General features: G+C 54.4%; 16 protein-coding genes. 7 read left to right on the top strand and 9 right to left on the bottom strand.

The window, feature by feature from the left end; all coding sequences use genetic code 11:
* Positions 1 to 348: 348 nt before the first annotated feature.
* Together ppk1 and ppx are read left to right on the top strand one after the other, a co-directional pair.
* Positions 349 to 2,421 carry a polyphosphate kinase 1 gene (gene ppk1 / locus ABRZ26_RS19800; protein WP_319605846.1) on the top strand — a complete coding sequence of 691 codons (2,073 nt, stop codon included), beginning with the start codon at positions 349 to 351 and terminating at the stop codon, positions 2,419 to 2,421.
* On the top strand, positions 2,421 to 3,956 hold the full coding sequence (gene ppx / locus ABRZ26_RS19795; RefSeq protein ID WP_319605845.1) for an exopolyphosphatase: 1,536 nt from the start codon (positions 2,421 to 2,423) through the stop codon (positions 3,954 to 3,956). Before ppk1 ends, ppx begins: the two co-directional genes overlap by 1 nt.
* A 49-nt stretch (positions 3,957 to 4,005) precedes the next feature.
* On the opposite strand, the gene ABRZ26_RS19790 is transcribed toward ppx, so the two are convergent.
* Together ABRZ26_RS19790 and ABRZ26_RS19785 are read right to left on the bottom strand one after the other, a co-directional pair.
* The gene (locus ABRZ26_RS19790; RefSeq protein ID WP_319605844.1) at positions 4,006 to 4,941 is read right to left on the bottom strand and encodes a dihydroorotate dehydrogenase; all 936 of its coding nucleotides are present in this window, start codon (positions 4,939 to 4,941) and stop codon (positions 4,006 to 4,008) included.
* On the bottom strand, positions 4,938 to 5,738 hold the full coding sequence (locus ABRZ26_RS19785; RefSeq protein WP_319605843.1) for a dihydroorotate dehydrogenase electron transfer subunit: 801 nt from the start codon (positions 5,736 to 5,738) through the stop codon (positions 4,938 to 4,940). Before ABRZ26_RS19785 ends, ABRZ26_RS19790 begins: the two co-directional genes overlap by 4 nt.
* Positions 5,739 to 6,143: 405 nt before the next feature.
* Here ABRZ26_RS19785 and ABRZ26_RS19780 point away from each other — a divergent pair, with 405 nt between their 5' ends.
* Positions 6,144 to 7,031 carry a helix-turn-helix domain-containing protein gene (locus tag ABRZ26_RS19780; RefSeq protein ID WP_319605842.1) on the top strand — a complete coding sequence of 296 codons (888 nt, stop codon included), beginning with the start codon at positions 6,144 to 6,146 and terminating at the stop codon, positions 7,029 to 7,031.
* On the opposite strand, the gene ABRZ26_RS19775 is transcribed toward ABRZ26_RS19780, so the two are convergent.
* A complete protein-coding gene (locus ABRZ26_RS19775; RefSeq protein ID WP_319605841.1) occupies positions 7,032 to 8,279 on the bottom strand; it encodes a M20 family metallo-hydrolase in 1,248 nt (415 codons plus the stop codon).
* 527 nt (positions 8,280 to 8,806) lie between these two features.
* Between ABRZ26_RS19775 and ABRZ26_RS19770 the strand changes: the two genes are divergently transcribed.
* The 4 genes from ABRZ26_RS19770 to mgtE all read left to right on the top strand — a co-directional run bounded on the left by ABRZ26_RS19770 (position 8,807) and on the right by mgtE (position 13,119).
* Entirely contained in the window at positions 8,807 to 9,142 is a 336-nt protein-coding gene (locus ABRZ26_RS19770; protein WP_319605840.1) for a hypothetical protein, read from the top strand.
* A 628-nt stretch (positions 9,143 to 9,770) separates the two neighbouring features.
* Positions 9,771 to 10,913, top strand: a complete 1,143-nt coding sequence (locus tag ABRZ26_RS19765; protein WP_413556351.1) for an MFS transporter — start codon at positions 9,771 to 9,773, stop codon at positions 10,911 to 10,913.
* Positions 10,914 to 11,129: 216 nt separating this feature from the next.
* Positions 11,130 to 11,345, top strand: coding sequence for a YfgG family protein (locus tag ABRZ26_RS19760; RefSeq protein ID WP_319605838.1), 216 nt, complete (start codon positions 11,130 to 11,132; stop codon positions 11,343 to 11,345).
* A 349-nt stretch (positions 11,346 to 11,694) separates the two neighbouring features.
* A complete protein-coding gene (mgtE, locus tag ABRZ26_RS19755) occupies positions 11,695 to 13,119 on the top strand; it encodes a magnesium transporter (RefSeq protein ID WP_319605837.1) in 1,425 nt (474 codons plus the stop codon).
* A 68-nt stretch (positions 13,120 to 13,187) separates the two neighbouring features.
* On the opposite strand, the gene ABRZ26_RS19750 is transcribed toward mgtE, so the two are convergent.
* From ABRZ26_RS19750 to ABRZ26_RS19725, 6 genes are all read right to left on the bottom strand, one after another.
* Positions 13,188 to 13,352 (bottom strand): hypothetical protein, encoded by a 165-nt coding sequence (locus tag ABRZ26_RS19750; protein WP_319605836.1) that lies wholly within the window; start codon positions 13,350 to 13,352, stop codon positions 13,188 to 13,190.
* Between the two features lie 8 nt (positions 13,353 to 13,360).
* Positions 13,361 to 14,590 carry a type VI immunity family protein gene (locus ABRZ26_RS19745; protein ID WP_319605835.1) on the bottom strand — a complete coding sequence of 410 codons (1,230 nt, stop codon included), beginning with the start codon at positions 14,588 to 14,590 and terminating at the stop codon, positions 13,361 to 13,363.
* Positions 14,591 to 14,598: 8 nt separating this feature from the next.
* Positions 14,599 to 15,828: a type VI immunity family protein gene (locus tag ABRZ26_RS19740; protein ID WP_319605834.1), complete on the bottom strand. Its 1,230-nt coding sequence runs from the start codon at positions 15,826 to 15,828 to the stop codon at positions 14,599 to 14,601.
* A gap of 8 nt (positions 15,829 to 15,836) precedes the next feature.
* Positions 15,837 to 17,066, bottom strand: coding sequence for a type VI immunity family protein (locus ABRZ26_RS19735; RefSeq protein ID WP_319605833.1), 1,230 nt, complete (start codon positions 17,064 to 17,066; stop codon positions 15,837 to 15,839).
* 16 nt (positions 17,067 to 17,082) lie between these two features.
* A complete protein-coding gene (locus ABRZ26_RS19730) occupies positions 17,083 to 18,411 on the bottom strand; it encodes a VRR-NUC domain-containing protein (protein ID WP_319605832.1) in 1,329 nt (442 codons plus the stop codon).
* A partial coding sequence (locus tag ABRZ26_RS19725; RefSeq protein WP_319605831.1) for a DUF2345 domain-containing protein occupies positions 18,408 to 19,440 on the bottom strand: 1,033 nt, incomplete at its 5' end. The genes ABRZ26_RS19725 and ABRZ26_RS19730, both read right to left, overlap by 4 nt.

Raw genomic sequence — 19,440 nt, 5'->3', positions numbered from 1 at the left:
CGTTAATTGTTCATCCCCCCGCAAAAACGGGGTAGCATATGTCGCCTTTACCCCCATAATATGACAATGGTAAGTCCGTCTGCGTATTAGATTTTATCGTCATGAACGCGCCATAATGTTGCTATACCCTTCATCTTTCAAGTTGCAGTGGTATCGGCTTCTCCAAATCACCCGGCTTCTGCTCCGCGCGATCGCCGGGAGCCGCGTTCAGACCCACGGCCGGCAGACTCGTCGTTCCTGTCGCTGCGTTGACTAAACGAGTTGGGAAGAATCCGCGCGGCTGTCGCCCGATCACGCGTTGATATTTATTGGGTATAGATATTCGGCATATAGTCTAACGGAGTGAAAATGAGTCAGGATAAACTCTACATTGAGAAAGAGTTAAGTTGGTTATCCTTTAATGAACGGGTGCTTCAGGAAGCGGCAGATAAAAGCAACCCCCTGATCGAGCGTATGCGCTTTCTTGGCATTTACTCCAACAATCTCGATGAGTTTTATAAAGTTCGTTTTGCCGATCTGAAAAGACGCATTCTCATCAACGAAGAACAGGGGTCGGACGGCAGCTTGCGCCACCTTCTGGGCAAGATTCAGGCGCGGGTTCTGAAAACCGATCGGCTATTTGACAGCCTTTATAATGATTTACTGTTGGAAATGGCCCGTAACCAGATCTTTCTGGTCAACGAGCGTCAGGTTTCCCCCAACCAGCAGGATTGGCTAAGAGAGTATTTCAGACAATACTTGCGCCCGCATATCACGCCGATCCTGATCCTGCACGACACCAATCTGGTGCAGTTCCTGAAAGACGACTACACCTATCTGGCAGTGGAAATTATTCGCGGCGACGAAATCAATTACGCATTGCTGGAGATCCCATCCGATAAGGTACCCCGCTTCGTAAACCTGCCGGCGGAAGCGCCGCGGCGGCGCAAGACCATGATTTTAATCGATAACATCCTGCGCTACTGCCTGAATGACATCTTCAAGGGCTTTTTCGATTACGATGCGCTGAACGCCTATTCGATGAAAATGACGCGCGACGCCGAATACGATCTGGTGACGGAAATGGAATCCAGCCTGCTGGAACTGATGTCCTCCAGTCTGAAGCAGCGTCTGACGGCGGAGCCGGTCAGGTTCGTGTATCAGCGCGACATGCCGGACGCCATGGTCTCCATCTTGCAGGAGAAACTGGGGATATCTTCGTTTGACTCCGTGATCCCCGGCGGCCGTTACCATAATTTTAAAGACTTTATCTCTTTCCCCAACGTAGGCCGGGCCAATCTGGAAAACAAACCGTTGCCGCGCCTGCGTCATGACGGGTTCAATCATTTCCGCAACGGTTTCGACACCATCCGCGAACGCGATATCCTGTTGTACTATCCGTACCATACGTTCGAGCATGTGCTGGAACTGCTGCGTCAGGCCTCGTTTGACCCCAGCGTGCTGGCGATCAAAATCAATATTTACCGGGTGGCCAAAGACTCGCGCATCATCACCTCGATGATCCATGCGGCGCACAATGGCAAGAAGGTCACCGTGGTGGTGGAATTGCAGGCGCGTTTTGACGAGGAGGCCAATATCCACTGGGCCAAACAGTTGACCGAAGCCGGAGTCCATGTGATTTTCTCGGTGCCGGGGCTGAAAATTCACGCCAAACTGTTTTTGATTTCCCGCCGCGAAGGGGAGCACATCGTGCGTTACGCCCATATCGGCACCGGCAACTTCAATGAAAAAACCGCCCGGTTGTATACCGACTATTCGTTGCTCACCGCGGATGAACGCATCACCAATGAGGTGCGCCGGGTATTTAACTTCATCGAGAACCCTTACCGCCCGGTATCCTTTGAATATCTGATGGTTTCGCCGCAAAACTCGCGTGACAAACTTTATCAATTGATCGATAAAGAAATCGAAAACGCGCGGGCGGATATCGCGGCGGGCATTACCCTTAAGGTAAATAATCTGGTGGATAAAGGGCTGGTGGAGAAACTGTATCAGGCCTCCGCCGCCGGCGTGAAAATCAATCTGCTGGTTCGCGGCATGTGTTCGCTGCTCCCCGATTTGCCGGGCGTCAGCGACAATATTCAGGCTATCAGTATCGTCGACCGTTATCTGGAGCACGATCGGGTGTATGTATTTAATAACGGCGGCGATAAGAAAGTGTATCTTTCATCCGCCGACTGGATGACGCGCAATATCGATTATCGTATTGAAGTCGCCGTCGAAGTACTCGACCCGATATTGAAAAATCGCATTTTGGACATTCTTGATATTCAATTCAGCGATACGGTGAAAGCCCGTGTGATTGACAAAGAACTGAGTAATCGTTATGTATCGCGCGGCAACCGCCGCAAAGTGCGTGCGCAAAATGCCGTCTATGATTACATCAAGGCGCTTGAGCAACCCGGAGAAAGACCTGAATAATGCCTTTAACACACGAAGATGACAATGTCGTAAAACCCCAGGAATTCGCCGCCGTCGACCTGGGATCCAACAGTTTTCATATGGTGATCGCCCGCGTGGTGAACGGCGCGCTTCAGGTACTGAGTCGTTTAAAACAGCGCGTTTATCTGGCCGATGGGCTGGACAGTCAAAACATGCTCAGCGAGGAAGCGATGGAGCGGGGTTTGAGTTGCCTGGCGCTGTTTGCCGAACGGTTGCAGGGGTTCTCCGCGCTGAATGTGTCGATTGTCGGCACGCACGCTTTGCGTCAGGCGGCAAACGCGCAGGAATTTCTGCGCCGGGCCGCCGACATTATGCCCTACCCGATCGAAATCATCTCCGGCCATGAAGAAGCGCGCTTGATTTTCATGGGCGTGGAACACACGCAGCCGGAAAAAGGCCGCAAGCTGGTCATCGATATCGGCGGCGGCTCTACCGAGCTGGTCATCGGCGAAGACTTCGAACCGATACTGATCGAAAGCCGCCGCATGGGCTGCGTCAGCTTTGCTCAGCAGTTTTTTCCCGACGGCGAAATCAGCGAGAACAATTTTAAACGCGCGCGTCTGGCGGCGGCCCAGAAGCTGGAAACGCTGGCCTGGCAATATCGGATCTACGGCTGGGAATACGCGCTGGGCGCCTCCGGCACCATCAAAGCGACCCATGAAATTCTGCTGGCGATGGGGAAGAAGGACGGCCTGATTACGCCGGGACGGCTGGAAATGCTGCGCGAGCAGATTTTACAGTTCAAATCCTTCAAATCGCTGAGCCTGCCGGGGCTGCCGGAAGAGCGCCAGTCGGTGCTGGTTCCCGGCTTAGCCATTCTGTGCGGCGTCTTTGACGCGCTGTCGATCAAAGAATTGCGCCTGTCCGACGGCGCGCTGCGCGAAGGCGTACTGTATGAAATGGAAGGCCGTTTCCGCCATCAGGATATCCGCATTCGTACGGCGCAAAGCCTCGCCAGTCATTACAATATCGATCGCGAACAGGCCCGGCGGGTGCTGGAAACGTCTGAACTGTTGTATGCGCAGTGGGCGAAGCGCAATCCCGGTCTGGTTCATCCGCAGTTGAAAGCGATTCTGAACTGGGCGTCGATGCTGCATGAAGTGGGGCTGGGAATAAACCACAGCGGCATGCACCGCCACTCCGCCTATATTCTGCAAAATACCAACCTGCCCGGCTTCAATCAGGAACAGCAGTTATTGCTGTCCCTGATCGTGCGTTTACACCGCAAGGCCATCAAGCTGGAAGAGTTGCCGCGTCTGAATCTGTTCAAAAAGAAACAGTATTTGCCCATGGTTCAGCTGTTGCGTCTCGCCACGCTGCTGAATAATCAGCGGCAGGCCACCACCACGCCGGAAACGCTGCGCCTGAACACCGACGATAACCATTGGACGCTGATTTTCCCACACGGCTTTTTCAGCCAGAATACCCTGGTGCAGTTGGATTTAGAGCGCGAGCAGGAATACTGGCGGGACGTTACCGGCTGGAAGCTGAATATCGAAGAAGAGCCGGCCTGAGCCGCATGGCCATCGCGTCGGGGGGAAAACGCCCCGGCGCGTGGCCCTTTCAGTAGATAGCGCTATAAGGGGTTACGGCGTCATCGACTATCGCGCCGGTCAACTGCGCAATATGACTGACGCCCTGCTGCCTACAATATTCATTAAGATCGTCAAGTATGGTGATCATCGCGCGCGGATGAATAAATGTTGCCGTCCCCACCTGAACCGCGCTGGCGCCGGCGTAAAAATACTCAATCACATCGTGCGCATGACTAATGCCGCCGCAGCCGATGATCGGAATGGAAACCTGCCGATGGCACTGATAAACCATGCGCAGCATGATGGGTTTGATCGCCGGGCCGGATAACCCGCCCATAATGTTACCCAACGTTGGGCGGCGGCTGCGAATATCGATACTCATCCCCAGCAGGGTATTGCCGACCACGATGGCATCGCCCCCTTCATTTTCAACGGCCTGAGCAACGGAAGCGATGTCCGACGTATTCGGCGTCAGTTTCGCCCACAGCGGTAAACGCGTCGCGTTGCGTAAAGCTCTGATAACGCGTGCGGTGGAGCCGGCCTCTATCGCAAACGCTTTGCCGTCCGCCTCAATGTTGGGACAGGAAATATTCGCCTCGATCGCCGTTATGCCCTCCACCTCATTTAACCGCTCGGCCAGTGCGGCAAACTCATCCGCCGTATTGGCGGAAATACTGACAATCAGCGGCGGCTGGTAACGTTGCCAGAACGGCACCACATGTTGAATAAAGTGATCAACGCCCTTCCCCGGAATGCCAATCGAGTTGAGCATGGCGGAATCCAGTTCGCACACGCGCGGCAGCGGATTCCCGTTACGCGGGTGCAAGGTAAAGGTTTTGGTGACAAATGCGCCCAGCCGGTTGACGTCCATCACCTCGGTTAACCCTTCGGCGAAAGTGCCGGAAGCCGGCATCACCGGATTAGCCAGCCGCAATCCGCTGATATTGACGGACAGATCGATCACAGCACCACCTCCCGCAGATTAAATACCGGGCCGTCATAGCACACGCGCTTACTCTCAATTTGCTCGCTCATGCCGACTTTCATCGGGCGCACGCAGCAGTAACACATGCCGAGCCCGCAGGCCATCTGCTGCTCCAGCGCGACTTCGCCTTCAAAATTCAGCGTCTCGGACAAATTCTGCAACAGGCGAATCAGACGCGACGAACCGCAGGTATAGGCCGCATCAATCGGCCGATGCCGGTGCAATGAACGAATCAGACGCTCGACATTCTCCGTCGCGCTGGAGCCGTCGCTATCAATCACTTCAATCAGTTGCGCGCCGCTATCCAGAAAACGATGCTGCGACATCAGCCGTTCCCGATCTTTCGCACTGAGCAACGCCGTAACCTGAATATTCATGGCGGCGGCGTGTTCGGCCAGCGGCGCCAGCGTCGCCAGCCCCACGCCCCGACCGACCACCAGAATATGGCGATAGGCGGGTTTTAGCGTGAACCCCTTCCCCAACGGGCCAAGGTAATTCAAGCTATCGTCCGGATTCAGCGTGGCAAGTCCGCGCGTCCCCGCCCCCACGACTTTGTAGAGAAAATCCACCCGCCCTTGCCGCGCATCGGCAAACCAGGTGCTCATGGGACGACGAAAAAAAGGCTTATCCGCATCGGTTCGCGGGCATAGCAGATTAAAGAATTGCCCCGGTTTGACTTGCGCGGCAACCGGCCCGACGTGAACCGCCATATGCTTGTATTCGCTGTTTACCCATTGGTTGCTGATAACCCGAGCGGTTCCATCAATAGCAGACATGACGCCTCCGTTAAATAATCATCAAAATCATTGTTACCCGATAAAACGTCGCCTGGTTATCCGCACCATGAATAACAACGCGCCATACACTGATGCCGCGTTGTTATAAAACGACGTGAAGACATAACCGCCATACTTATTGCTCAGCGATAAAACAGCGTGAATCTAATTGGTTTCCCTGGTGTGGCGAACCACAATAAAAATAAATAACTCATCAATTTCATTATCAATATTATCTGGCCGATGAGGTTATATCCTCCGACCGTCATCTCGTATAACCATTGCTCCGCGACGGTTTTCCATGTCGGTCCCCGTTTATCCGGCGAATTACGCCGCAAGCGCGCTACATTGTCAGTTTGAGCCTTTGATGTTAAGATGCCGCAAAATTCAGGCATACAGAACACCATGAAAAATACCGCGATCGATTATCTGGCTATCGGACAAAGACTGAGAGCTTATCGTATAGCGGCCTCCTTAAATGCCGAACAAATTGCTTCAGCGCTTGGCATATCCCGCGCCGCCGTATATCGACTGGAAAAAGGCGATATAAAAAAAATTGAAACGCTCGAGCGTCTGGCGGAGTGCCTGAATACCACGTTCGAAACGCTTCTGGGCGTCGGCATGGAGTATTATTCTCACGCCAGCGGTTTCTTTGAAAGAATGCGCCAGCTCGAAGAGAATTCAACGCGTATTTATTCCCACTTCGAACCCTTTTCCTATCTGCTGACGTCTGAACATTACGACGATCACCTGAAACAAATGTTGCTGGAAGCGGACAATCATCGTAAGTCTTCAGACGTATTAGATGAAAAATCATTACAAACCCTTGATATTTTGTCTGAACGAAAGTTTCATCTGAATAAGCATCTGCCAAAGATTCATAACCTCATCGGCATTCAGCATATTGAAAAATTCATTCATCTGGGCCTTATCGGCACGCTGAATATCTCTCCCAGCGCCAGAATGGAACGCGTTCTTCTCGCCCGCGAGGAAGTCCGGCATTTATTACAACTGCTTGAGGAGAAAAAGAGCCTTATTCAGGTGGCGATTACCACCGAGCCGCTTCCCTCATCCACATTCCAGATTTTTTATAAAAACGACGAGCCGCTTTCCGTGGCCTCCAGCCCATTCCGGCTGGGCGAATTACCCAATATTCATTCAGGCGTCGCCTGGGTTTCTTCCTCTAAAGAGGCGATATTTCATCATCAGTCGCTTTTTGACGAGCTCTGGCATCATGCCGCCAAAGGCGAAGACGCCTGCAAATTATTGCAGGAAACGCTGGATCGCTATTAATCAAGCCGCGTCGGCTAAATGCGCCAGCGTCTGTTGCAGCACCTTCACCGCCGTTATTATCTCGTCCGGGCTGGTATATTCATCCGGATGATGACTAATGCCGTTTTTCGATGGCGCGAATATCATGGCCGTCGGGTATTGCGTCGCCATATACATGGCGTCGTGGCCGGCGCCGCTCAGCATGCGGCGATAACTCACGCCTTGCTCATTGGCGATATTTTCAATCACAGCGCAAATGGACTCATCAAGCGGCACCGGACTTTCCGCCGCCACTAATTCGAGCGCGATCTCGACATCATTTTCTTTCGCCGTTTTACCGACAGAATCTTTCAGTCGTTCGATGACTCGCTGAATACTCGCCGGGTCGATACCGCGTATATCGACATAAAATTTTACCAGCCCCGGAATAACGTTCATGGCGTTCGGCGTAACATCCAGCTTGCCTACGGTACCCACCGTGCCATAAATGATCTCCTTGCAGGCGGCATGATGAATATCATTGATAATCATCGCGCTGGCGACCAGCGCATCATGGCGCTGATACATCGGCGTTGCGCCGGAGTGATCGGCGCAGCCGGTAACCGTTACCCGAAAACGGGTCGGCGCGGCGATGCCATGCACGATACCGATGGCTTGGCCTTCGTGTTCCAGCACTCGTCCCTGCTCGATATGCAGTTCCACAAATGCCGAATAGCGTTGTTCGCTCAGCGCACAACTCGCCAGTCGGCTTGTCTGATAGCCGCGCTGCGCCATCGCCTGAAAGACGTTCAGTCCGCTGTCATCGGTAATTTCCTGCCATTTTTTCACGTCACTGCGTCCGGTCAACAACTTGCTGCCGATACAGGAAAAACCAAACCGGCTTGACTCTTCGCCTCTGAAAACCACCAGTTCCAGATCCCGCCGCAGTTCGCCCGGCTGGTACTGCAACAAGGCATATAAACCGCCGACGACCCCCAGCGTCCCATCGTAGAGACCGCCGGACGGCACCGTATCAATATGAGAGCCGGTTCCGACCGCGGGCAAGGCGCTATCCCGACCCGGCAGACGCGCAAAGAGATTACCGGCCGCATCACGACTGACGTTAAGCCCCAGCGACGCCATTTTCTTCGCCAGAAAATGATGCGCCGCTTCATCGGCGTCGCTAAAAGCCAGACGCGTTACGCCTTTTTCGCCCGTCGTGGTGGAAAAAGAACGCAGTTCTTCCAGTAAGTATCCGATATCTTTGGCATTAAAACATGGCCGCATCATAAAACCCCGCGCGCTTAAGCACTGCGCATATCCCGCTTCAACACGATCGAAAAACCGCTCACACAGTGCCGATGACTCGACACAGCCCCTCTTCGCCGCCATTACCGCCAAACCAACCATACAGCGGCCGGGGAATTTCAGTGTTGTCCGGTTATCCGCATTGAGTCAAGATATTTGTCTAAAAATTTAGACAAATAATGATTACGCATAAGCTGCCGGGTAACTATCCTGTTGTTTATACTGATTTTATAATTTACCCCTCGCCCATGAGATATAGGAAAAACCTATCATGGAGATATTCGTCTCATTTTTTATACTCCAGACACAGAGATTGGTTGACAAGCCGGCGCATTAGATTTAGAAAGTGAAGTTTTCCAAAACTATACTCAGCAGATATACAGGTTGCAGGCGGGCGGCCATCCTCTTTGTTTTCCGGCGCCAGGCCGAACTCAATGCTCAGAGGATCAGGTTCCGCTGTCGGCCTGAAGACGGGTATAGCCGGATGATGCTAATCAAAGGTGGCAGTGATGGATTTTTCAAACGTATATCATACATTTACTGACAGTCTCGACGGAACTGACAGCTATGTCGCCCTGCGAAAGGGTTTAGACGGCCTTATCAGCAGCGATCCGGATAACGCGGTGTCCTATTACATTCTGCGCGGTTTGGCCGACAGTTACGTCACGCTGTATGCCGACCAGGCGATCAGTCCGGATTTCGCCTCCAGGGCGAAAAAAGAAATGACGGACTTATTGGATATCGTTAAAGACATTCTGAGTAGCAGCGCGGTTCCGGCGGAACAACGTTATCAAGCGATCAATCGGTTGGTCGCCACCTACTGGTCGGGCAAAAAATATTTCTGAAAACCCCCCGGTCGGACATACTTCCGCGATGCCCGACCGTCGCCGGCGCCGTTCCTCCACCTGCCGTATCAAAAATGAAACAAATCACTTTTTTTAACGCCTGAGATAATTCGCGTCGCCCGTTACTGGCCGCGCGCCAGGGATCTTTTTTGTGCATGCGCTTAGTTGCCAAGCACTAACTTGGTGCATCAGCGGTTAGCGCGCACCAGAAAAGCGCGGTTAGCCGTCAGTAATAAATAGTATTTATGGATAATCACTCCTCGCGCCTATTTATCCCACGATAAACCAAGACTAATAAATAAATTCAAAATCAATTAGTTATAATGAAATCACTGATTTTTCATCTTCGTTTGCCGCGTTCGTTCCCCCATACGCTTTTCAAACATATTTCTGGCACCATAATTGCTTATTTTTCTGTATCAAAATTGATACTTCCATTATTCATCTCAGTAATGAGCCTGTTGCGACACGACGTTACTTTGATATTTACTTAGCGAACACCAGGAGCAAAACCATGGATCCAACCTATCCTGATAAAATATCTTCAGCAGCACCTGCACATGCGGAAAAACAAGTCGTCGATAGCTATAGCTGGAAAGCCCTGGCCGGATCGGCGGTAGGTTACGCCATGGACGGCTTCGATCTGCTGATTCTCGGGTTCATGCTGACAGCTATCTCGGCCGACCTGAATCTGACGACCGGTCAGGCCGGCTCGCTGGTCACCTGGACGCTGATCGGCGCGGTCATCGGCGGACTGATTTTTGGCGCCCTGAGCGATCGTTACGGCCGTATCCGCGTGCTGACCTGGACCATTGTGCTCTTTGCCGTGTTTACCGGCCTGTGCGCCTTTGCTCAGGGATACTGGGATTTACTGGTGTACCGGACGATAGCCGGTATTGGTTTGGGAGGCGAGTTCGGTATCGGCATGGCGCTGGCCGCCGAAGCGTGGCCAGCCCGTCATCGCGCCCGCGCCTCTTCTTATGTCGCGCTGGGCTGGCAGACTGGCGTATTGGCCGCCGCAGTGCTTACGCCGCTCCTGCTGCCGTATATCGGCTGGCGCGGTATGTTTATTGTCGGCGTGATCCCGGCCTTCGTCGCCTGGTTTATCCGTCATCGCCTGCATGAACCGGAAGTGTTTGTTCGTAAGAAAACGAAAAAGAAACCGGCTCTTGAGTCGTTCAGGCTGCTGGTCAAAGATAAAGCCACCAGCAAAATCAGCGCCGGCATTATTATCCTGACGTCAGTACAAAACTTTGGTTATTACGGCATCATGATCTGGATGCCCAGTTTTCTCTCCAAGACGCTGGGGTTCAACCTTACCAAATCGGCTATGTGGACGTCGGTTACCATTTTGGGCATGATCGCCGGTATCTGGATTTTTGGGCAAATCGCCGATCGCATCGGACGAAAACCCAGCTTCCTGTTATTCCAGAGCGGTGCGCTGATCATGGTGCTGACCTATTCGCAGTTGTCCGATCCGGTCACCATGCTGTGGGCCGGCGCGCTGCTGGGTATGTTTGTTAACGGTATGATGGGAGGATACGGCGCGCTGATGTCTGAAGCCTACCCAACCGAGGCGCGGGCCACCGCGCAAAACGTGCTGTTTAATATCGGCCGGGCCGTCGGCGGATTCGGCCCCATCGTTATCGGCGCGGTGACCAGCCTCTATTCATTCCCGGTGGCTATCGCCCTGCTGGCCGGCATTTACGTTATTGATATTCTGGCGACCCTTTTCCTGGTGCCGGAACTCAAAGGCAAAACCCTCGAATAAGCCGCGTTGCAGAAAACGCAAGATAAAGGCTGATTTAACCATCAGCCTTTTACCGCACAATCCATACCTCAAGTCATCAGTGACGGCGGTCAGCGCCCGCCGCCGGATTCGCCCGCGCCGATCCGCATTTTTTCATGCCAAGAGATTGACCTCCCCGAATGCTTGTGTATAAATAAACAACAGCGAATGTTCGCTTTCACAGGAGATTTTACGGTAATGTCTACGCTTACCCACAGACGACGAATATCAATGCGACCGCGACGAAGTGGAACCCGTCTAGCTCGCGCCGTGTTACTCATCAGTTTTATTATCCTCTTAGGCCGCTTTGCTTACTCCACCATCAGCGCATTTGCTTATCATCAGGACAAACAGCAACAGCGTATCGAACAACCTTTTATTGCCTCTGATATATCCATCAATAAGAAAGAATAACGCGGACTTCAGTAGCAACAGAAATCTCATTATTCAGGTCACTGTGTCGTCAGGTCTTTTGTCCTGTCATCTTTTGTTACGCCTGTTTTCTGCCGCCCATCATTCGCATCGTTAAATACTGCTCGCCATTAATTAGCAACCGTTTATTCTTAATTCACTGATTTTGCGCTATGTTTAGCTATGCTTATCCTTGCGCATCACTCAAATAACGGATATCCGCGCCCACGAACAAATAAACCTAACCGGAAACCGCACCGCCGAAAGCGTGACACCTCGGCGGCGTAGAGTATGGCGGGAATACCAGGGATAGAGACACACCAGAAACGAAACCAGACCGAGCATAAAAATCATGTCGAATGCAAAAAAAGTTTCCGCTTTGCGGCGCCGTATTTCTCTTTTACTGTTAGATAACGATGATTTGGTTGATGATATTCTTAACCGTCACCCCGAAGACACCGTCGCAGAGCATAAAGACTTACTCGATAAAACAGCCGAAATATGCCGGTTAATTACCGGGTTGCATGCCGCGGATTTGGCGGATCTGCTGGAATCGCTGCCGCATGATGAACGTCTGGCGCTGTGGCGGCTGATCCCCATCGATAGACGCGGACGCGTGCTGATTGAAGTTTCCGACAGCATCTCGGACGATCTCATCAGCGATATGCGGAATAAAGATATTCTGAAGGCAGTCCGTATATTGGATGTCGATGAGCAGGCGCAACTGGCGCGCATTCTTCCCCGCCAGTTGCTGGGTCGGATACTGACCTCGCTGGAGCCGAAACAGCGCGCGCAGTTACGTGGGGCGATCAATTATGACGAAGAGTGCGTCGGCCACATCATGGACTTCAAACTCATCACCCTACGCCCTGACGTGACCCTGGCGACCGTCCAGCGTTACCTGCGCTACCGCAAGGCCATCCCGGACTCCACCGATAAGCTGTTCGTCACCGATCGTAAAAACACGCTGATTGGCGAACTCTCATTGGCCGACATACTGCTGAATCCGCCGGGAACACAGGTGGACGCCATCATGAATAAGCAGCCGATGATGTTTCAACCGGAAGATCAGGCGGCGGACGCCGCCGGGGCGTTTGAACGTTATAACCTGATCTCCGCCGCCGTGGTAGATAATAAAGGCCGGTTGATGGGACGTCTGACGGTGGAAGATATCGTGGATGTGGTTAACAAAGAAAGCGACAGCAATATGCGCCGTTCCGGCGGTTTAACGCCTTCTGAGGATGTTTATGCGCCGGTCTACAAAGCCGTGCGCAATCGCTGGACCTGGCTGGCCATCAACCTGTGTACGGCGCTGTTGGCATCGCGCGTTATCGGCCTGTTTGAAAATACGCTGTCTCATCTGGTGGCGCTGGCGACCTTAATGCCGATCGTGGCGGGACTCGGCGGCAATACCGGCAACCAGACCATCACCATGATCGTGCGGGCGCTGGCGCTGCATCAGTTGGAGCATGGGCGAAAATCTTATCTGCTATTAAAGGAGCTGGGCGTGGCGATGGTCAATGGCGTCATATGGGGTACCGTGATGGGCCTGATCACCTACGCACTCTACGGCAGCCTCGAAATGGGCGGGGTGATGATGCTGGCCATTCTGCTCAACCTGCTGCTGGCGGCATTCATGGGCGTATTGATCCCACTGCTGATGGTTAAGTTAGGCCGCGATCCCGCCGTTGGCTCCAGCGTCATGATTACGGCGATCACCGATACCGGCGGATTCTTTATCTTCCTCGGACTGGCGACGCTGTTTTTGCTGCATTGACCGCGTTTTCCGTTTTTCACGATGCCCGATAACGTTACGGGCATCGCCCCTCGTAATAACGACCCGCATTATATGGTCATTGCACAGTAAATCCGTTTTGTGACCTTTCCCATATCGATCCGTTGAAGGTAACCATCTAAATCGACCTGCAAGGCATTGTGCGCCTCCGGACTGTCCGGTGCGCCATAGGTAAACTCCCAGCGCGCCTGTTCAAAACGGGTGAAAAAGTCCATGACTCTCCCTATGCCGGAAACTGGGCGCTCATGCCGTCGTCCCGCGCTATCAGCGTCCAGTGGATCACCCGGCTTCGCGTCTCGCTGTCCTGCCACGGCGGTAAAATATCGCCCTGGCTAAAATGCTGGCGCACAATGCGCCCGGCCTGATAGGTGCTCCAGATACCGCTGCACCGGCACGACTCCCCGCTAACCTGCGTCAGAAACTGGCGGCGCGCCTCCGGATCCGGCTCTGGCTGTTCCGCCGGCTCGAGTGCCGGTTTCGCCGACGGCGCAGCGGGACGATCGAAGCGCGCCAGCCACGCCGCGGTGGAGTTTTTATCAAAGCGGATCTCGCCGGAAATGGAGCCATGATGGATACCGCCGATTTCGGGGGCACGGATCGGCTTCAGTGTATTATTGACCTTCACATACAGATCAGGGTAGGGATCGTCCCTGACCCAACCCAACGCCGGCCAGTCCCCTGCCCGGATCATCACCCCGCCGCTATAGGGCAGCAGGGCGATGCGTGGATCGGCCAGTTGCCGCCTTAACGCCGCCTCCCCGCCCAGTTTTTCCAGCCACTCGGTCTGCACAAAGGTATACCAGTTGACCGAACGGATACCGTCACGCCCGGTTTCCCAGGTATGGGAGTTTGGGATATCAATGGCCAGAAATTCCTGCCCAATCTCATATTCCAAATGCTCGTACTCTTCACTTTCATAACACTGCTGTACGCCCAAGCCGGCCAGACCGTGCATCGGTTTTAAACGCTGGCAGAACTCCAGCAGCAACGCCTCAAAGCGTTTATCGTCACCATCTTTTAATTCTGCAATGGGGAGATAAAACCGTACACAGGATACAACCTTATGAACATACTCGAACCAGTCGGCTGGTGAGATTATGCTGATAAGATAATCGCTGGCATAGGTGGTTTCCTCTTCCGAAGCCCACCAGAAATCCATATGCTCGCCGTTTTCCGCCAGCATCTGCGCCTGCTTTTGTTGCAACGAACGTTTACGGTAAGGCTCGCCTTTATTAGGATCCCGGTAAAATCCCCAGCGCAGTTTATCGCCGAATTCACGGTCATAGCGCGCCAGCATATCCGCCATCGCCTGACGCTTCTCGTCCGTATAGCCCTTATCCAGATAAAAATAGGCCACCAGCCCGACCTGCAAGGCATTATGCGCCTCCGGACTGTCCGGCGCGCCATAGGTAAACTCCCAGCGCGCCTGTTCAAAACGGGTGAAAAAGTCCATAACGCTCCCTATGCCGGAAACTGGGCGCTCATGCCGTCGTCCCGCGCTATCAGCGTCCAGTGGATCACCCGGCTTCGCATCTCGCTGTCCTGCCACGGCGGTAAAATATCGCCCTGGCTAAAATGCTGACGCACGATGCGCCCGGCCTGATAGGTGCTCCAGATACCGCTGCACCGGCACGATTCCCCGCTAACCTGCGTCAGAAACTGGCGGCGCGCCTCCGGATCCGGCTCTGGCTGTTCCGCCAGCTCGGGCGCAGGTTTCGCCGACGGCGCAGCGGGATGATCGAAGCGCGCCAGCCACGCCGCGGTGGAGTTTTTATCAAAGCGGATCTCGCCGGAAATGGAGCCGTAGCCCATCGAATAGATTTTAGGGGCGCGGATCGGCTTCAGCGCATTATTGACTTTCACATACAGCTCAGGGTAGGGATCGTCCCTGACCCACCCCAGCTCCGGCCAGTCCCCCGCCCGGATCATCACCCCGCCGCTGTAGGGCAGCAGGGCGAGGCGCGGATCGGCCAGTTGCTGTTTTAGCGCCGCCTCCCCGCCCAGTTTTTCCAGCCACTCGGTCTGCACAAAGGTATACCAGTTGACTGAACGGATACCATCACGTCCGCTCTCCCAGGTATTAGAGTTGGTTATATCAATGGCCAAAAATTCCTGCCCAATCTCATATTCCAGATGCTGATATTTATCGCGGGCATAGCACTGCTGCACGCCCAGACCGGCCAGACCGTGCATCGGCTTTAAACGCTGGCAGAACTCCAGCAATAAAGCTTCAAAGCGTCTATCACCGCCGTCTTTTAATACTTCGATAGGAAGATAAATCTGCACATAAGATACTGAATTATGAACATACTCAAACCAGTCGGCAGGCGACTCGATGCTGAATAAATAATCACTGGCATAACTCGTCCCTGACTCCGAAGCCCATGACATATCGATATCATCACCATCTCTATCTATTATTGTTTGTTGGTATTGATGTAATTGCGTGCGCTTATAAGTTTTATCTTTCTTAGGGTCATCAATGTATCCCCAGCGCAGTTTATCGCCGAATTCACGGTCATAGCGCGCCAGCATATCCGCCATCGCCTGACGCTTCTCGTCCGTATAGCCCTTATCCAGATAAAAATAGGCCACCAGCCCGACCTGCAAAGCATTGTGCGCCTCCGGGCTGTCCGGCGCGCCATAGGTAAACTCCCAGCGCGCCTGTTCAAAACGGGTGAAAAAGTCCATAACGCTCCCTATGCCGGAAACTGGGCGCTCATGCCGTCGTCCCGCTCTATCAGCGTCCAGTGGATCACCCGGCTTCGCGTCTCGCTGTCCTGCCACGGCGGTAAAATATCGCCCTGGCTAAAATGCTGGCGTACGATGCGCCCGGCCTGATAGGTGCTCCAGATACCGCTGCACCGGCACGATTCCCCGCTAAGCTGCGTCAGAAACTGGCGGCGCGCCTCCGGATCCGGCTCTGGCTGTTCCGCCAGCTCGGGCGCCGGTTTCACCGGCGGCGCAGCGGAACGATCGAAGCGCGCCAGCCACGCCGCGGTGGAGTTTTTATCAAAGCGGATCTCGCCGGAAATGGAGCCGTAACCCATCGAACAAATCTCAGGCGCTCGGATCGGCTTCAGCGCATTATTGACTTTCACATACAGCTCAGGGTAGGGATCGTCCCTGACCCACCCCAGCTCCGGCCAGTCCCCCGCCCGGATCATCACCCCGCCGCTGTAGGGCAGCAGGGCGAGGCGCGGATCGGCCAGTTGCTGTTTTAGCGCCGCCTCCCCGCCCAGTTTTTCCAGCCACTCGCTCTGCACAAAGGTATACCAGTTGACTGAACGGATACCATCACGCCCACTCTCCCAGGTCTTTGAATTGGTTATATCAATGGCCAAAAATTCCTGCCCAATCTCATATTCCAGATGCTGATACTTATCGCGTGCATAGCACTGCTGTACACCCAGACCGGCCAGACCGTGCATCGGCTTTAAACGCTGGCAGAACTCCAGCAATAGCGCCTCAAAGCGTTTATCGCCACCGTCTTTTAATACTTCAATCGGGAGATAAAACAGCACGCAAGAGACAGCATGATGCACATACTCAAACCAGTCGGCAGGCGACTCAATGCTGAATAGATAATCGCTGGCATAGGCGGTACCCTCTTCCGCGGCCCACCAGAAATCCATATGCTCACCGTCTTCCGCCAGCATCTGCGCCTGCTTTTGTTGCAGCGGACGTTTACGATAGGATTCGCCTCTCTTGGGGTCTTTGTAAAACCCCCAGCGCAGTTTATCGCCGAATTCACGGTCATAGCGCGCCAGCATATCCGCCATCGCCTGACGCTTCTCGTCCGTATAGCCCTTATCCAGATAAAAATAGGCCACCAGCCCGACCTGCAAGGCATTGTGCTTCTCCGGGCTGTCCGGCGCGCCATAGGTAAACTCCCAGCGCGCCTGTTCAAAACGGGTAAAAAAATCCATTCCAAGATTCCTCTGTTTAATCAGGCCAGTAGACGTAATCCTGCCGCCGCTGCGCCGGATTGTCTAAAAAGGTTAACGTCAGCGAGTAAGACACGGTGGTCGCGGGCTGTTCGGCAAAGGCATAACCACCCGCTCCCACTGCGCCGCCCGCCAGCATATTGCGCACATAGCTCACCACCTGCCCGGCGGCCCGCCCCAGCAGCAGGCCGTCGCCGCCGCTGGCCGCGCTACCGGTTGCCGCTGTCGCCGCCCCGCCGGCGGCGGTCACTACGCCCGCGGCGGCAACGCCGGCTGAAATCGCGAACAATGGTCCGCCCAGCGCCATTTCCAACTGCGCCCGTTCGCGCTGGCGTTGACGCGCCTGCGCGGCGGCGATTGCCGGGTCGGGCATTGGCTCAAAACGCGGGCCTGCGCTAACCGGCGGAGAATAAGGCGCGAAATAGTCTCTTACCTGCTGGTGCTCATTTGCGATCAGCCCTTCCAGCAGCGGATAGGCCTCGATCTCCGGGCGCTGGCACAGCCGGTTACGCGCTCCGGCCAGGCCGACGGGCAGATAGACCGGCTCTTTTTTGGCGTCCCGCAGCCACTCCCGTTTAGTCTTGTCATCCACCTGACAGGTATGGGTTTCCAGCAATCGAAAATTCTCTGCTCCTGCAATACGCTCATAAGCTCGTTGTTGATCTATTGTTAACTCATCCCCCGGAAACTTGATTTCAATCACCGTATGCAGATTAGGCTGACTAAAGGCCTGCTTGCCAATCAACATGCGGTTTTTCAACCGCACCACATCCGGAATGCGAAACATCCCCGAGCGCTGTTTTTCCAGCAGATTTTTTAATTCATCGGGCAGCGGCTTAGCCTTGCCGACACTTCGTCGCATTTCCGGCGTCAGGGCGTTTTCCAACTCCTCCAGGCTCATTAATTCGCTCACCACCTCCACGGCGATATCGCTGCCCACCAACCCGCGCAGGCGCCACTCATGTCCCAGTTTAATCGCCGCGTATTTGGATAAAGGAAAGGTGCTGGGATAGTTGGGCCGCCTGCGGCTCATCACCGGCTTCGGCGGGTGTTGAGTCATGTCGTACCCCACCTCGCCGATATAGGGAAAGTGATAGCTGAACATCTCATCATCCAGCCGAATAAACTGCGTGACCACCCGTTGGTACATCGGCTGGCCGTCCGAACGGACTTTCGGGTTATTGAGCGCATAGCCCACTTTCTCGCACAGATACCATAGATCCAGCGGATCGGTTACCGGCGCTGCGGTGCCGCCCGGCTCTTTCTTTGTGCTTGCGGTTGTCTCGCTGCCTGTTGCCGGCGTAGCCGTTTTCTTCCCTGTGCTCATTTTGCTTCATCCTTTTTATCCGTGCGGGAAAAATCGATTTTCAACGGGGTTGCATCGTCCCAATAGCTGGCGTTCAAACATTCCCGGTTAAATTGCTCAATATGCGGCCGTAGTGTTAAGGGCTCCGGTTGCCGGCTATACACCGCGATGGTTTTACCCTGCTTATCGCTAATACCGGTGATTTGCTGCTGCTGGTAAGCAATGGAGTAAGGGACGCCCGCAAGGGGTTCGCCCGTTGCCTGATCCGTGATAATAAAGTGTTCGCTGCAACCATCGACCAGCGGCATATTGGGCAAAGGCACATTCAGGCTGGCGGCGCTCATCTTCTGCACATTGGCCGACTTCAGCAGGATATTGCCCGGACAGCCCAGCTCGATTTTCCCGCCCTTCAGCCGGATATAGCCCCCGCCGCAGCTCAGCGTCAGCTCTTCTCCCGCCGTGATAAGCACCTTACCCGCCACGCTGCTCACGCTCACATCACGCTGTCCCGTCAGCTCCAGCTCATCGCTCTGCGCCTGCACCGACACCTTACCCCCGCCCGCAAACAGCTTCATCCCCGACTTCGCCGCATACAGACTCACCTTCTCCCCCGACGACGCCGTCAGCGCCTTCCCCGTACTGATGTCCACATCCTTTCTCGACACCAGCGACACGCTCTCCTCCCCCGACGAAATATGCACCTGCTTCGGACTCACCACCCCTATCCCTTCCGGACCGTGCATCAACACCCCCGCCTGCGCCAGTCCACTCAGACTTTGCACCAGCGTCGACTGGCTGCCGCTCTCCCCCTCTTCCGCCTTCGCTATCCCCGCACCCGACTGCAACGTCCTCGCCAGCGACAGCGCCTGCTCCAGCTGCGCTATCGCCGCCGTCATATCCAGCGCCTCGCCCTGCGCGACTGCCTGTTCGTCCGCGCTGATGAACAGCCCTTTCCCCGCCCGTATCGCGCCCCACTGGTCGGTGCGCAGCTCAAACCCTTCGCCCCGCCGCTGACGGCTGCCGTCCACCAGATGCCCCAGGTTCAGCTGC

The organism is Brenneria sp. L4-2C, assembly GCF_040240335.1.
GTDB lineage: Bacteria > Pseudomonadota > Gammaproteobacteria > Enterobacterales > Enterobacteriaceae > Brenneria.
This window is presented reverse-complemented; position numbering and strand designations above follow the sequence as displayed.

Bases quoted from the DNA above. Each gene is read 5' to 3' on its own strand.
- ppk1 (WP_319605846.1), top strand. From the start codon at position 349: ATGAGTCAGGATAAACTCTACATTGAGAAAGAGTTAAGTTGGTTATCC.
- ppx (WP_319605845.1), top strand. From the start codon at position 2,421: ATGCCTTTAACACACGAAGATGACAATGTCGTAAAACCCCAGGAATTC.
- ABRZ26_RS19785 (WP_319605843.1), bottom strand. From the start codon at position 5,738: ATGTCTGCTATTGATGGAACCGCTCGGGTTATCAGCAACCAATGGGTA.
- ABRZ26_RS19780 (WP_319605842.1), top strand. From the start codon at position 6,144: ATGAAAAATACCGCGATCGATTATCTGGCTATCGGACAAAGACTGAGA.
- ABRZ26_RS19775 (WP_319605841.1), bottom strand. From the start codon at position 8,279: ATGATGCGGCCATGTTTTAATGCCAAAGATATCGGATACTTACTGGAA.
- ABRZ26_RS19770 (WP_319605840.1), top strand. From the start codon at position 8,807: ATGGATTTTTCAAACGTATATCATACATTTACTGACAGTCTCGACGGA.
- ABRZ26_RS19765 (WP_413556351.1), top strand. From the start codon at position 9,771: ATGGACGGCTTCGATCTGCTGATTCTCGGGTTCATGCTGACAGCTATC.
- ABRZ26_RS19760 (WP_319605838.1), top strand. From the start codon at position 11,130: ATGTCTACGCTTACCCACAGACGACGAATATCAATGCGACCGCGACGA.
- mgtE (WP_319605837.1), top strand. From the start codon at position 11,695: ATGTCGAATGCAAAAAAAGTTTCCGCTTTGCGGCGCCGTATTTCTCTT.
- ABRZ26_RS19750 (WP_319605836.1), bottom strand. From the start codon at position 13,352: ATGGACTTTTTCACCCGTTTTGAACAGGCGCGCTGGGAGTTTACCTAT.
- ABRZ26_RS19745 (WP_319605835.1), bottom strand. From the start codon at position 14,590: ATGGACTTTTTCACCCGTTTTGAACAGGCGCGCTGGGAGTTTACCTAT.
- ABRZ26_RS19740 (WP_319605834.1), bottom strand. From the start codon at position 15,828: ATGGACTTTTTCACCCGTTTTGAACAGGCGCGCTGGGAGTTTACCTAT.
- ABRZ26_RS19735 (WP_319605833.1), bottom strand. From the start codon at position 17,066: ATGGATTTTTTTACCCGTTTTGAACAGGCGCGCTGGGAGTTTACCTAT.
- ABRZ26_RS19730 (WP_319605832.1), bottom strand. From the start codon at position 18,411: ATGAGCACAGGGAAGAAAACGGCTACGCCGGCAACAGGCAGCGAGACA.